Annotated in this window: 19 protein-coding genes; all 19 read left to right on the top strand. The window is 30.7% G+C overall.

From position 1 onward, the window contains the following. Positions 1–155: 155 nt before the first annotated feature. The 19 genes from IX290_RS09300 to IX290_RS09210 all read left to right on the top strand — a co-directional run bounded on the left by IX290_RS09300 (position 156) and on the right by IX290_RS09210 (position 13,617). Positions 156–362, top strand: coding sequence for a hypothetical protein (locus IX290_RS09300; protein WP_211492939.1), 207 nt, complete (start codon positions 156–158; stop codon positions 360–362). 97 nt (positions 363–459) lie between these two features. Then, on the top strand, positions 460–657 hold the full coding sequence (locus IX290_RS09295) for a hypothetical protein (protein WP_211492938.1): 198 nt from the start codon (positions 460–462) through the stop codon (positions 655–657). Between the two features lie 232 nt (positions 658–889). Continuing rightward, the gene (locus IX290_RS09290; protein ID WP_211492937.1) at positions 890–1,969 is read left to right on the top strand and encodes a hypothetical protein; all 1,080 of its coding nucleotides are present in this window, start codon (positions 890–892) and stop codon (positions 1,967–1,969) included. A 190-nt stretch (positions 1,970–2,159) separates the two neighbouring features. Beyond that, positions 2,160–2,897 carry a terminase small subunit gene (locus IX290_RS09285; RefSeq protein ID WP_211492936.1) on the top strand — a complete coding sequence of 246 codons (738 nt, stop codon included), beginning with the start codon at positions 2,160–2,162 and terminating at the stop codon, positions 2,895–2,897. A 144-nt stretch (positions 2,898–3,041) separates the two neighbouring features. Next, positions 3,042–3,497, top strand: coding sequence for a hypothetical protein (locus IX290_RS09280; protein ID WP_211492935.1), 456 nt, complete (start codon positions 3,042–3,044; stop codon positions 3,495–3,497). A gap of 4 nt (positions 3,498–3,501) precedes the next feature. Next, positions 3,502–5,247: a phage terminase large subunit family protein gene (locus IX290_RS09275; protein WP_211492941.1), complete on the top strand. Its 1,746-nt coding sequence runs from the start codon at positions 3,502–3,504 to the stop codon at positions 5,245–5,247. A gap of 3 nt (positions 5,248–5,250) precedes the next feature. Then, entirely contained in the window at positions 5,251–5,469 is a 219-nt protein-coding gene (locus IX290_RS09270; protein ID WP_211492934.1) for a DUF6148 family protein, read from the top strand. A 7-nt stretch (positions 5,470–5,476) separates the two neighbouring features. Beyond that, a complete protein-coding gene (locus tag IX290_RS09265) occupies positions 5,477–6,949 on the top strand; it encodes a phage portal protein (RefSeq protein ID WP_211492933.1) in 1,473 nt (490 codons plus the stop codon). Further along, complete coding sequence (locus tag IX290_RS09260) at positions 6,942–8,021, top strand: head maturation protease, ClpP-related (RefSeq protein WP_211492932.1); 1,080 nt, start codon at positions 6,942–6,944, stop codon at positions 8,019–8,021. Before IX290_RS09265 ends, IX290_RS09260 begins: the two co-directional genes overlap by 8 nt. A 3-nt stretch (positions 8,022–8,024) precedes the next feature. Next, the gene (locus tag IX290_RS09255) at positions 8,025–8,354 is read left to right on the top strand and encodes a hypothetical protein (protein WP_211492931.1); all 330 of its coding nucleotides are present in this window, start codon (positions 8,025–8,027) and stop codon (positions 8,352–8,354) included. A gap of 14 nt (positions 8,355–8,368) precedes the next feature. Further along, complete coding sequence (locus IX290_RS09250) at positions 8,369–9,394, top strand: major capsid protein (protein WP_211492930.1); 1,026 nt, start codon at positions 8,369–8,371, stop codon at positions 9,392–9,394. A gap of 30 nt (positions 9,395–9,424) precedes the next feature. Then, positions 9,425–9,661 carry a hypothetical protein gene (locus IX290_RS09245; protein WP_211492929.1) on the top strand — a complete coding sequence of 79 codons (237 nt, stop codon included), beginning with the start codon at positions 9,425–9,427 and terminating at the stop codon, positions 9,659–9,661. Continuing rightward, positions 9,654–9,971, top strand: coding sequence for a hypothetical protein (locus tag IX290_RS09240; protein WP_211492928.1), 318 nt, complete (start codon positions 9,654–9,656; stop codon positions 9,969–9,971). The genes IX290_RS09245 and IX290_RS09240 overlap by 8 nt, the downstream gene beginning before the upstream one ends. Continuing rightward, on the top strand, positions 9,971–10,582 hold the full coding sequence (locus IX290_RS09235) for a phage tail protein (RefSeq protein WP_211492927.1): 612 nt from the start codon (positions 9,971–9,973) through the stop codon (positions 10,580–10,582). The genes IX290_RS09240 and IX290_RS09235 overlap by 1 nt, the downstream gene beginning before the upstream one ends. Continuing rightward, positions 10,579–11,052 (top strand): hypothetical protein, encoded by a 474-nt coding sequence (locus IX290_RS09230; RefSeq protein ID WP_211492926.1) that lies wholly within the window; start codon positions 10,579–10,581, stop codon positions 11,050–11,052. Before IX290_RS09235 ends, IX290_RS09230 begins: the two co-directional genes overlap by 4 nt. Continuing rightward, a complete protein-coding gene (locus tag IX290_RS09225) occupies positions 11,052–11,342 on the top strand; it encodes a hypothetical protein (RefSeq protein WP_211492925.1) in 291 nt (96 codons plus the stop codon). Before IX290_RS09230 ends, IX290_RS09225 begins: the two co-directional genes overlap by 1 nt. Then, the gene (locus IX290_RS09220) at positions 11,339–12,751 is read left to right on the top strand and encodes a phage tail sheath family protein (protein ID WP_211492940.1); all 1,413 of its coding nucleotides are present in this window, start codon (positions 11,339–11,341) and stop codon (positions 12,749–12,751) included. Before IX290_RS09225 ends, IX290_RS09220 begins: the two co-directional genes overlap by 4 nt. An 11-nt stretch (positions 12,752–12,762) precedes the next feature. After that, entirely contained in the window at positions 12,763–13,287 is a 525-nt protein-coding gene (locus IX290_RS09215; RefSeq protein ID WP_211492924.1) for a phage major tail tube protein, read from the top strand. A 9-nt stretch (positions 13,288–13,296) separates the two neighbouring features. Beyond that, positions 13,297–13,617 (top strand): hypothetical protein, encoded by a 321-nt coding sequence (locus IX290_RS09210; protein ID WP_211492923.1) that lies wholly within the window; start codon positions 13,297–13,299, stop codon positions 13,615–13,617. The last annotated feature ends 358 nt before the right edge of the window (positions 13,618–13,975 follow it).

The raw sequence follows: 13,975 nt of genomic DNA, 5'->3' as shown, positions 1-13,975 counted from the left end.
AGAGTAAGTATAATATTTAAGAAATAAAAAAGTGTACTTGAGCAAGTACACTTTTTTAGTCTGAGCTATTGTAAAAAAAATATTTTGTGCTATTCTATTAATAGGAGCTTCCAATACATAAAAGGAGATAAGAGATTTGACAAATCAAAATAAATATGATAAGTTGTGATAAAGAAGGAAATAAATATAATTCTTTAGTAGCTGGAAAAGCATTGTATTGTAAAAAATGCCATAGTTTTCTAGTGAAAGCAAATGAAGATAATTGGTTAGAGTTTCCAAAGAATGTTAAAATCTCAAGTAATGGAGAGTATTTTAAGATAAAATGCAAATGTGGAGAAGAAACTCTATTAAAAATTAAATAGACTTTAAGACTTTAGCAACAAAGAGTCGGGATTGCAGTAATGCGTTCTCGACTCTTTTATTTTTTGCATTTTTTAGATCAGAAAATAGGGGTGAGCAATGTATACAGTTACTGCTTATAAAAAAGAAGTATCAACAATTGGAGATACTGATTTCAAAGTGATACTAGACAGATTATCAACTATGTCATTTACTAGGATAAAACAATATAAAAAAGATTTTTTAAAAAAATATCCAGAAGCAGAAATTATAGTAAAAAAAAGAGTTAGAAAGGGATGGAGAGAAATTTTTATTTAAGAGAATAATCTGAGCAAACAATGAAGACTACTACACTTATATAACCCTCTTTCTAAGTATATAGTTTATTTATAGATATCCATTAGTTTGTATGTAGTCTGGTTGCATTTTATTATGCATTTTGTATTGTCGTGTGAACTGCTATTAAAATTTTCATTAATCGATTCATAAGTATTAACTTGTGTAGTAGTTTTCATTGTTTGTTTATATTAGGAGGGAAGTTGGATGAAATATGATTGGACTGGATAGAGCAGGTGTTTATGTAGAACTCGAAAATGTTGAGGCTGATCTTATTATACTTGGTATACGAAAAAAATTCCCTCAGGCTGAACCTAGAAAGTTAGCAGGGGCAACACAAACTTTTAAAATAAATACAAGAAATATAAATGAGATTAGAGTTACAGATAGATTCTATAAGGTATTAGTGCGAATTGATTTTTCTTATCCACGATATTTTGATGATGACAATCTTATTCCATTAGCAACAGATATTCAGAAACAGGAAGTAGAAAATGACTTATGTGAATTAATTTATGAAATATCCTTACAAAAGTTCAAAAGAGAATTTTTATTTTATGATTATTTTGAGTTATGTACCCAGGAGAATATACAGAGCTTTTATTCATATCATAATATTATTTCACTTTTTTATAAGGCATTGAAACGAAAGAATGATGTGAAAATAGGAACAAGATATGAAGATTATGATTTAAATTCTGATTTTTTTTATTCTACAGGCTTCAGCTTTCAAATGACACCAGGTTGGAAGATAAAATTATATAACAAAACTATAGAACATAATAAGCATAATGAAGAAAAAATAAAAGGTGGAACCATTCGTTTAGAACATCGTCTCACAAGAAGTTTGATTATACGATATTGTGGTGATTCTAAAGTATCAAATATAAAGATATCAGATTTAAAAAATATGATTGTAAATCAATTAAGTCCAATACTTTTTTCTTATTTAAAACAAGAATTAGAGAGAGATGTTGGTATTTTATATAACAATTTTAAAGCATTTACAAGTACAGAACTTCCATCGCTGGTGAGAGATCATCAGGAACACATTCTTGATGAAAAAATAATTAACTATGTTGTTTCAAAAAATTCAAATAAAAGTAGAGCACAAATTTTTAGATATCGTAAAAAAATAAGAGAAGCTCTGGCTCAATATCAGTCTAGAGGTAGTCCAAAAAGGCAGAATTTTGGGAATATTGAAAGATTAGAGATATTCCTGAATAAGATATTACTATTAAATAAAAAGGTTAAGTTTAATTATGAAGATGGCTTAACCTTTAGTGTTACCTAAAAGTATCATAAAAGTGAGACTTTTTTGGAGCGTTTTTTTGAAGAAATTACCTAAAATAGAGGACTTATATGAAATCTCTTACGCGATAATATATATAAAGCACTTTAATCCTGAAAGTAAACATTTAAATAATCTTAAAAGTAAAAGGAAAAGAAACGAAATCAAGAATCATGTTCAAGGAGGTGTATTCATGTTAAAAGTAAGTGAATTAGAAGGAACAAAGCAACAAGCACTGTTATTATTCATTCAGTTAAGAGAAAGCAAATTTGGGAAGACCAAGAAAGCAAAGATAGAAGAAATAGCCAAGAGAATACATAAACCATATAAAACTATAGATACCTGGATAAGAAAATATTTAAAAAATTTTGAAGAATATCTATCTGAAATTGTAGATAAAAAAACTTTAAAAGTCTTAGATTTTAAGGGGTTGACAGAAAAAGAAAGTAAATATGTATCAGCTAGAATATGCGGATATAGTAAAAAAGATGCACTTTTGTATGCTGGCTATTCAAATAAAACAAAAGCTGCTGATATTGAAAAAAGACCAAAGATACAGGCACTAATGGTAGAACTGAGAAATAATTTAAAAGAAGACGTTAAACTCTCAGCTAGTGTAGTAATCAATAGGTTAAGTGATATAGCAGATAAAAGTATGCAAGGCATAGAATACACTGAGATTGAAGAGCATGATGAAGTTAATCCAGATGGAATAAAAAAATATACTAAGAAAAATAAAAAAATTGTTGTAAGTCCTGCTGCAGCTGTTTCTGCACTAGGAACAATAAGTAAGATGTTAGGCTATGATACAGCTTTAGAATTGGATGTTACCAGCAAGACTAAGGAACTAAATGACAAGCTAACAGAACTAAAAGCAAAGAGTCTAGAGAAAGAACTTGAAAATAAAGAAGAAGTTAAGGTTTTAAAGTAAGATAGGCACCCATGTTTTACCTAGGTTCTGTCTAGGAATTGGGGCTTTGCGGAGCTGGCGAGCCCAAAAGTTTTCAATTTTGGGATTTTTTTCAAGATTGCCAAAAATTTTTGGGAGAAAATACAATGGTTTTGGAGGGGAAAAATGGCTGAAGTAATAGCAAGTGAAAGTAGAATAGCAAGGCTTTTTCAGTTTTCTGAAAGAAAGGTCAGAGATTATTTCAAGCAGGCAAGAGTATCCCCAGGAATGTATGATCTAGAGTTGGTAATTAAAATTTATGTTGAAAATACAAATAACTTTGATGAAATATCAGAAGCTAAAAGAGTTGATACGGAGACTAAGAAGTACAAGCTGGGCATATTGAAAAGAGAATATCATCATGTTGATGAGGTAAGCCTACTTGTAACAGACATGATAACAAGATGCAAGAGTAAATTAAATTCAATTCCAGCTCGTGCAAGTGTTGAACTACTTAATATATCGGAACCCAGAGAAATGGAGCAAAAGCTAAAGAAGTTAATCAATGAATGCTTAAAGGAATTATCTACGTATGACAAGCTAAGTATGGAGGATATAGAAATTGAGACAGAAGAAGATTAAAAAAATAAAAAAGAATACTTTTAAGCTCTTTGTTGATTTACTAAAAAACTTTGAACCAGTTCCAGATTTGACGGTAGGAGAATGGGCTGATAGATACAGAATACTTAGCAAAGAAAGTTCAGCTGAACCAGGGAGATGGAGAACCGATAGAACTCCCTATATGATTGATATATTTAACTGTATTACAGATAGTGTAACTGAGTCTGTAACTATAATGAGTTCAGCTCAAATAGGTAAAACTGAAATGTTATTAAACATATTAGGAAGGTATATTCATTTGGATCCATGTAGTATCTTATTTGTTCAGCCAACAGTAGACGATGCAAAAGCTTTTTCTAAAGAGAGAGTAGAACCGATGATTCGTGATACAAAAATCTTAAGACGGCTTATAAAAAAGGCAAATAAAAAAGCAGAAGGAACAGTTCAAGGAAAAATGTTTCCAGGAGGATTTGTAAGGTTTGTAGGAGCTAATAGTCCAAGTGGATTAGCAAGTAGACCTATTAGGATAGTTCTATTGGATGAGGTTGATAGGTTTCCACAGTCAGCAAAACAGGAAGGAGACCCAGTACAGCTTGCTGAAAGAAGAACAACAACATTTTTTAATAAAAAACTATTGAGAGTTTCAACACCTACTGACGATACAACTAGCAAAATTAAAAAATTGTTTTTACAAGGGAGTCAAGAAGAATGGAGTTTACCTTGTCCACATTGCAATGAGTATCAGGTACTAAAGTGGGAAAACATAAAAGATGACAATGGAGTTATAAAACTTGAATGTACACATTGTGGATGTCTAGCAGAAGAAAGAGAATGGAAAAAAGATAACCAAAAAGCTGGAAAATGGGTAGCGAAATTTCCACAAGAAAAAAAGCATAGGAGTTTCCACATGAATTCTTTAGCATCACCATGGAGAACTTGGAAGGATATCTACGAGGAGTATTTACAGGTAAAAGATGATGATATGAGAATGAGAGCATTTATAAATACGGTACTTGGAGAAACATTCGTACTACATCTTGAAGAACAATTAGACTATGAGGCTTTGTTTGCTAGGAGAGAAGATTATGGGGCAGAATTGCATCCAAATATCAAATATCTAACTGCAGGAGTTGATGTTCAAGATAACAGACTTGAGGTTATTGTTGTTGGTTGGGCTGAAGGTTATGAAAGCTATGTAGTTCAATATAGAGATTTTGGAGGGAATCCAGCTAAAGCTGATGTATGGTTACAACTAGACAATTTTTTAAAAAAGAAATTTGCTTTTAAAAATAAGAAAACAATTCCGATAGCTTGTACTTTAATTGATTCTGGAGGACATCATACAGGTAGTGTATATAAATATGTTTATGGAAAAGCGAAAAGAAATATATTTGCAATAAAAGGGCAAGGAGGAAACGGAATAAATGTTTTAAATGGCTTTAGAAAAACAACTAAAAAAGGAGTTCCGAGTATTAACTTATTATCACTTGGAGTTAATGCATTAAAGGATATGACGTATTCAAGATTAACTATTTTAAATGGTGATGGGACAATACATTTCCCACTTGACTCTTTAAAAGGGTGTGGAATTGATTTTTTTAAGGGTCTTACGGCAGAAGTTAAGGTAAAAAAACAAACATCTAAAGGGGAAAAAATAGCTTGGGAAGTATTACCAGGAAGAAGGAATGAACCATTGGATATTTATAACTATGCAACAGCAGCGATTGAATTACTTGGGGTTAACCTAAATAGAAAAGTGAAAAAGGAGTAAAATATGATATTTAGCAAAGAACAATGCGAAAAACATTTGAACATGTGGCTTGCAGCAGAAGAAAAAGTAGCCCAAGGACAAAGCTATACAATAGGAAATAGAAGCCTAACTAGAGTAAACGCCAATGAAATTGCTAGAAATATTGAGCTATGGGCAGATAGATTAGAAAGAGCTAGAGGGAGTACATCACCACGGATAGTAAGATTTGTTCCAAGGGGGTAGTTAATAAATGCCAGAAAAAGAAATAAAACCACAAACAAAATTAAAATTACTGAATTCAATAAATGGATATTCAAATAAAGATGATGGACATTTATCTGAATGGGTACCATGGGCTGATAGTCCAGACAATGATATTTTAAATGATTTAGATGATTTAAGAGCTAAAGCAAGACACTTGTATATGAACAATGAACTTGCTGGAGCAGCACTAAAGAAAATGAGAACAAAGATAGTAGGACCAGGTCTTGTTCCAAAACCTGCTATTAATTATAGAATTGCTAAGATTAGTAGAGAACAAGCTAGAGAATATGAAAGGATAATTAAAGCTAAATTTAATGCTTGGGCCAATTCTACAAATGCTGATTTTAATAGAATGCATGATTTTTATACATTACAAAGTTTAATTCAAATGTCTTGGATAATGAATGGCGATGTATTTGTCATACCAAAAAGAAAAAAAAGAAAAGGAGTAGATATTGAGTTATGCTTACAACTACTCGAAGCAGATAGAGTATTAAACCCTGATACAAAAGTTACAGATAAAATTAAAAGTGGTATAGAAATATCAGATAATGGAGATATAGTTAATTATTATATATCTGATAAACATCCAGGAGATGGATATATAACTGTAAAAGGATACCCAGTATTTAATAGTTTAGGTGGAAGGAATATACTTCATATTTTTGAACCTGAAAGAATCGGGCAAAGAAGGGGAGTTCCATTTTTAGCAAGTATTATTTATGCAACTAAACAACTTGGAAGATATAAGAATGCAGAACTTGCTGCAGCAGTTATCAATGCAAGTATTGGATTAATAATTGAATCGAAAGATCCTGAAGGTTTTGTGAATGGAAATTTTGGGACTAACGATGAAGAAGAGAAAAAAGAAAGAACAGATAAAATAACACTAGACCATGGAGTTGGTATTATTGCAAAAGAAGGAGAAACAGTTAAAGAATTCACTACTTCTAGGCCTAACAAAAATTATAAAGAATTTGTAGATGCAATTTACGAAGAGATTGGTGCCCAATTAGAAATTCCACATGAAGTATTAATGAGTTCTTTTAAAGCTAGTTATTCTGCAGCTAAAGCATCATTAGAAGAGGCACATCAAAGGTTTTTAGTATGTAGAAAGCTATTGGAAAGAAAATTATGCCAACCAGTATATGAAGAGTTCATTCTTGAGCTTATAAGAAATGGAGATATTGATTGCCCTAATTTTTTTGAAGATAGTAGCGTCAGATATGCTTTTACAAGGTGTATTTGGGTAGGTGCTAGCAAATCATCACTGGATCCACTCAAAGAAGCAAATGCTTATGCTAAAGGGCTTGAAAATTATACAACAACAAGAAATATCATTTCAGCTGAGAGTGGATTAGATTTTGATGAGATACTAGAAGCTAGAAAAGAAGAAGAGTTATCAATAGCACAAATTCAATTAGAAGTTGAGAAAATAAAAGGAGGCATAAATGTCTAAAAAGTTTTTTGAAATAAGAAATATCTCAGAAAACACTGGAGAAATAACAATTTATGGAGAAATCTATAAATATGCTTATGAAGAGTTTGGGGATGTAAGTTCTCTTTCCTTTTCCAAAGAATTAGAAAAATTGAAAGACAAAACAAAAATAAATATAAAAATAAACTCTGGAGGGGGAGATGTCTTTGAAGCATTAGCAATTCATCATCAACTGAAGAGACTAGGAGAAAACAAAGAAGTAACAGCTTATATTGATGGTTTAGCAGCTAGTGCAGCAACATTAATTGCACTTGGAGCTAATAAAATTATTATGGGGAAAGGGTGTTATTTTATGATTCATAATCCAAGTTCCTTTATGGGTTATGCAACTATTGAAGAATTAGAACAAATGAAAGAACATCTTGAGAAAACAAAACAAAATATAATTGATTTATATCTTGAAAAAACAAATCTTTCTAGAGATGAACTAGTAGAAAAAATGGATAATGAAACATGGTTTACCTCTGATGAAGCTTTGAAATATGGTTTTGTAGATAGTATAGCTACTTATGGCACTAATACACTAAACAATATTTCAAATGTCTTAATTCCTAATATATCAAACAAAATACCTAGTGAGTTAACACAGTTAATAAATAAAAATAAGGAGGAAAAAAATATGACACTAAAAGAGCTACAAGAAAAATATCCAAATGTGTATGCGGAAGTAAAAAATAATATTACACAAGACCTAGCAAAAACAGATACAGTAAAAAAAGCTATTCAAAATGCAGTAGAAGCAGAAAGAGCAAGAATTAAAAATTTGGATGGTATTAAAATTTATTCAGAAAAAGCCAAAGAAATCGTTAATAAGGCAAAATATGAAGAAGTTAGAGACTATAAAGATGTTATCGTTGATTTATACAATCTAAATGCTGAAAAAGCTGCTAATGAAATAAATCAAGCTGAAAGAGAAAAAGAACAAGCTGGAATTAATAATATTGCATCAGGACATTTAGGAACTCCAGAAGAACAAGAAGAGTTAAATATTATCAATGCTGCTTTAGCAGAATTGGGAATAAAGGGGGAATAGTTTATGAAAGATAGTTATGAAGCAAGAGGATTATTCAGAGGGAATTATCCTTTTATAGTTCAATCATTAGGATTAAAAACAAGTGTTGAACCTGGTGATATTATTGCAATTGATAGTACTGGTAATTATGGCAAATATGATGAAAGTACTTATACGCAAGTATACGCAGTGGCAACTCAAGGAGTAACATATTCAAGTTCAACAGTAGAATGTGAAGCTGTTCTGACAGGATATTTAGTTAAAGATTTTATTAAATTTAAAGATTCAGGGACTCCTGATAAAGTTTTAAAACAAATACAGGAACTAAAAAAAGTCGGAATTATAATAGGATAATAGAGGAGGAGAAAATGGCAAATATTGATTTATATTCACCAAAAGTTGTAAGAAAAATAAGAGACGAAGCAAAACCCAAGAGAGACTTTTTAACTTCACTATTCTTTGGAAAAAAAGAAACAGTTCCAACAGAAGAGATTCTTTTAGAAATCTCAAAATCAGGAGAACACATAGCTCCATTAGTAACACCTTTGGAATCAGGAAGACCGGTAATTGATAAAACTATTTCAACTAACTTGGTAGTAGCTCCTAATGTTGGAGTGGAGTATGTACTTACACCAAAAGATTATTTTTTAAGAGATCCTGGAGAAACATTGCTAAACTCAAATTATTCACCAGCAAAAGCAGTAGGGAAAAGAATAGGCGAAATACTCCAACAACAAGAAACTTATATCGCGAATAGAGAAGAACTGATGGTATCACAGTTTTTAACAACTGGAAAGGTACAAGCAATAGCAGATGATGTTGGTTATGAAGTTGATTATGGAATGACAAATAAGTCGACTTTACAACATGGTAAAAAATGGGGAGAAACAGGAATTAATCCTTTAGCATCTTTAGATGAAGTTTTAGAAAAAGCTGAAGAGACAGGAATTATGGTCGATACTGTCGTAATGGGTAGTTTAGCAGCTCAAAAATTAATGGAATCTAAAGAGTTTAAAAAAGAGATGTTATCTAAAGATTTACAATCAGAATTTGTAAAAACAGTTTTAAGACAATATCCAGGGGTTGTATGGCTTGGAACATATAAGACATATGGCGTTGAACTTTTCAGATATTCGAGAAAATTAATAGGTAATGATAAAAAAGCAATTGATTTAATGCCGAAAAATATGATAGTTGGTGGACCAACTAAAGGTAAAATCTTATATTCACCAATTGTTAATATGGGAAAAGGAGATATCCATTTGACTTCTAGATATAGCAATGTAACTAGCCCTACTGAAAAAACTAAAAAAATTACAACAGAAGCAAGACCGGTATTACAACCATGTGATATGGATGCATACTTCTCTGTTGTAGTATGTGATGCTGAATAAGATTTCGAAACTTTCGAAATAGGAGGGAAAATGAAAGTTAAATTTTTGAGAAATTATGGAGATAATAAAATTGGAAGTACAGTTGAGATCAAATTAGAAAAAACAGAAAAAGAATATCTAATAAGCTCGAATACAGTAGAAATTATTTCAGAAGCTGATGAGAAAGATGAAAACATTGAAGATGAAATTGTAGAAGAAAATGAAATTCCAATGGTAGAAACAGAAACAAAAGAGAAGAAAACTAAAAAAGGAAAAAATAATGAGTAACTTTAAAGATATGCTTGAGGAAGATATTGATATCTTCCTCAACATAGATGAATTTGGAGAAGAGCTAGATATTGATGGAGAAAAATTCATTGGAATTATAGAGCATATAGAAAGAGATTATAGAGATCAAGATACCATATTATCAATGAATGCAATAGCTGTAGTTTTATATTTATATGACAAAAAAGAATTAAGAAAATACAAAAAAGGGAAAGCTATTACAGTAAATAATACTACTTATATTTTAAATAACTCGTATGTTGAAAATGGAATGAGAATAATGAAGTTAGAGGAGAATAGTGGTTATTAATGGATGAGAATTTTTTAGAGATTAGAGATTTAGAAAGAGCAAAAAAAATACTTGAAGATATTCCAAATGGAGTAGAAAAAGCATCCATCAGGGCAATAAATAGATCTTTAACTACTCTAAAAAAGAACTTGAAAAAAGAAGTAACTAGAAATTATGGAATAAAATCAAATGATGTTGAAAAGTCTTTGAGCACTAAAAAACCTACATATACAGCAATAAGTGGACTTATAAGGTCAAAAGCTCCAACTATTTCAATGTATAAATTCTTTAAATCACAAAATAAAAAAGGAGTTACAGTTCTCATCAAAAAGAGTGAAGGGAAACATAGAGTGAAAGGAAAAGACACCTTACATGGAATTCCTTTTGTTGCAAAAATGGCAAATGGACATTATGGAATTTTTCAAAGAAATAACAGAGTTAGGAAAGTAGAGATAAAAGACAAGAGCTATAAAACTCAAGGTTTGACACAGTTAAATACTTTGTCTATTCCTCAAATGCTTGGGAGCAATAGTGTTATGGAATATGTTAAAAATAATGGTGCTCAGGAAATGGTAGAACAAAATTTTGAAAGAGAAGTAGATAAGATTTTGAAAGGATACTATAAAAAATGAAAAATATTCTTGAATTAGAGGATGAAATAAGAAAAATTGTCGAAAGTTGTGCTAATGATATTGAGTTGACTAGAGTGGATCACGAAACGGAAGAAGAGATAAAAGATAAACTTCAAGTATTTGTTGGAGCTATTCCTCGTGAAGATTTGGATACTTTAGCACCATGTGCAGTAGTAACTACTCTAAAGGGAACAAATAGTTTAGACGAAAAAAGATTAAATACCATAGTTAGTTTGGCTATTTATAACAAGGATACTAGAAAAGGATATGAAGAGATTTACAATTTACTAGAAATAATATCTAAAACCTTAATAGAAAAAGCAATTGTTTTAGATGAGTATGAGGTTTTACCTGAATACAAATGGGAATTACCAGAGGTACAGCCTTATCCAATACATGGAATAGACATAACTTTTAATATATTAGCAAGAAATACTTATAGAAGAGATGTAGACGTGTGGGAGGAATAATGGCAAAAGAGAAAAAAGAAAAAGCAATAGAGGAGACAACACAGCAGGGAATAGATCATATTATATATTTAGGACCTAGTATAGCAAAGTATGGGCTTGTGAATGGACAGATATATATAGGGAAAAGTGATTTAGTAGAAGTCGTATTGCAAGAATATCCAGAAGCTAGAAATTTATTTGTACCAATAGATGAAAAGCTTTGTGAAATGAAAATGAGAATTGCAAAACATGGAACAGCTGAGAATATCTTGTTTAATGAATTAAAATCTAAGATTAATGGAGGTAAATAATGTTTAAACATGGAATAAGCACAAGAGAGACACCTACATCAGTAAGTGCTATTAGAGCTGAAGGAGTGGTTCCTTTTTATGTTGGAACTGCTCCAGTCAATATGGGAGATGTAAGTAATGTGAATAAAGTTGTATTGGCCAATACATATAAAGAGGCTGTAGAAGCATTTGGATATGTGCAGGACTTTGAAAACTATACTTTATGTGAAGCTATAGATGCTCATTTTAGTAAGTTTGGAGTTGGCCCAATAGTAATGGTAAACGTATTAGATCCTGGAACTCATAAAAAAAATGTATCTTCAGAATCACATCCGTTAGGAGCTAATAATACAATAATTATAAATAAAACAGGAATTTTAAAATCAAGTGTAAAATTAGACCCTCAAAAAGAATTTAAAAGTATGTTCAATGATAAGGGGGAATTGGTAATAGTAATAACTGATTCAAATTTGGAATCAACTAGAAATTTTAATATAACGTATGATTATTTGGATCCTAGCATGATAACAAAGACAGATATAATTGGTGGAATAGATGGAAGTACTGGGGCAAATAAAGGATTAGAATGTATAGAAAATGTATTTCCTAAGACTAGATTAGTACCAACACTTGTACTCGCACCTAAATGGTCAACAGATACAACAGTTGCAGCTGTGATGGAAACTAAAGCCAAACTTATAAATGGGCATTTTAAAGCATTAGCTTTGACTGATATAAGTAGTGAGAATAAAAAATATACTGATATTCCAGGAATAAAGGAAAAAACTAATCTTAATTCAACTTACTTAGCGACATATTATCCAAAAGTTGCTTTGGGAGATTTACAGTACCACTTATCTACCCAAGTAGCTTGTATAATTCAAAAGTTATCAACTGAATCCGATGGAATACCTTATCAATCTCCATCAAATGTAAATTTAAAGGCTGATAGAGCATGTTTAAAGGATGGAAGTGATGTATTTTTAGCAATTAATCAGGCCAATTATTTAAACGGACAAGGAATAGGAACTGCTCTTAATTGGATAGGAGGATGGAGAGCTTGGGGTAACAGAACAAGTTGTTATCCAGCCAATATGGATCCTAAAGATAACTTCATAAGTTCAAGAATGATGTTTAATTTTTTAAATAATACTTTGGTAACTAATTTTTGGAATAAAGTTGATAAACCAACTAATTTAAATTTAATTAAATTTTTTAAAGATACAATAAATATTTGGTTAAATGGTTTGCAGGCTATGGGAGTTCTACTAGGTGGAAGAATAGAGTTTAGAGAAGAAGATAATCCTTTAACATCATTATTAGATGGAAAAGTAAAATTTAAAATATATTATACACCACCATTACCACTAGAATCGGCAGAATTTGATTGTGAGATAGATGTAAATTACTTCAATAATTTATTTGCATAGGAGGATAAAAAATGGATGGGAAAATACCTGAAAAATTAGCGAATTATAGAGTTTTTGTAGATGGGAAAATGTCAGAAGCTGCAATAGTAGATGTGGATTTACCAGAAATTAAATTTATGTCAGAAAATATAACTGGGGCAGGAATACTTGGAGAAATTGAAAGTGTAACAACAGGGCATACAAGTGCTTTAACTCTTACATTAAATATTAGAACTCTTAAAGATGAAGACTTCACTGTACTTGAACCTCGTGCTTATAACCTAGAGCTCAAAGCAGGAATACAGTCATATAACAGAACTGCTGGAAAAATTGAAACTGGTAAATATAACGTATTAGTAAAAGGATTTCCTAAAGGAGTCACTTTAGGGAAAGCTGCTGTAGGAAAACCTACTGATAGTAAAAGAGAGTTCACAGTTAATTATATTAAAATTGAATTAGATGGTAAGGAAGTATTAGAAATTGATAAATTTAACATGATTTGTAAAATAAATGGAACAGACTTTTTAGCTGATTTAAGAGCAGCAATAGGAATGTAGGAGGGTAAAATGAAATTTGAATTAAAGAAACATTTGGTAATAGGAGAAAATGATATAAAAGAAATCGAACTTAAAGACGATGATTTTACTGCAGGAGTAATATTAGATGCAGAACAAAAATTTTTAAGAGATGGTGGAGTATATCCAGTTGATGAAATACAAAGTTCTAGAAAGTATCTAGCATATGTATTGTCTGAAATGACTAATATTCAATACGAAGAAATAATAAAATTAAGTATGAGTGATTTTATAAAAATAACTGACTATATAAAGGGTTTTTTCGGCAACTCGGTGTACTCAAAAATGTTGGAGCTACTATCAGAGAAATAGGAATATTATTAGCTAAAGAAACAAATACTCCAATACCATATTGGTTAAATATGCCGATTCATAAATGGGGAAATTGGATAGAGACACTGAATGAAATATTAACAAAAATAAATAAATAGTGGTTGCTTAATTGCCATCTTTTAAGTATAATTGTAAAAAGGAGATGGTAAGTATGAGGAAAAATGTAGGAGCATTAGAAGGAATAAAAGATATATTTTCATTCTTTTGGACCTGTATGGAAGTGCTTGGATACTTAATATATACTATATGTAGTAGTGCATTTTTATTGCTTCTAACAGTAATTCTCATCTTTTGGATTCTATATTAACTGAAAAAATTAAGACCACTTTTAAGTGGT

It is taken from the genome of Fusobacterium sp. DD2, from assembly GCF_018205345.1.
Taxonomy (GTDB): Bacteria; Fusobacteriota; Fusobacteriia; order Fusobacteriales; family Fusobacteriaceae; genus Fusobacterium_A.
Note: the sequence above shows the minus strand (reverse complement) of the source record. Positions and strands in the feature narration are given on the sequence as shown.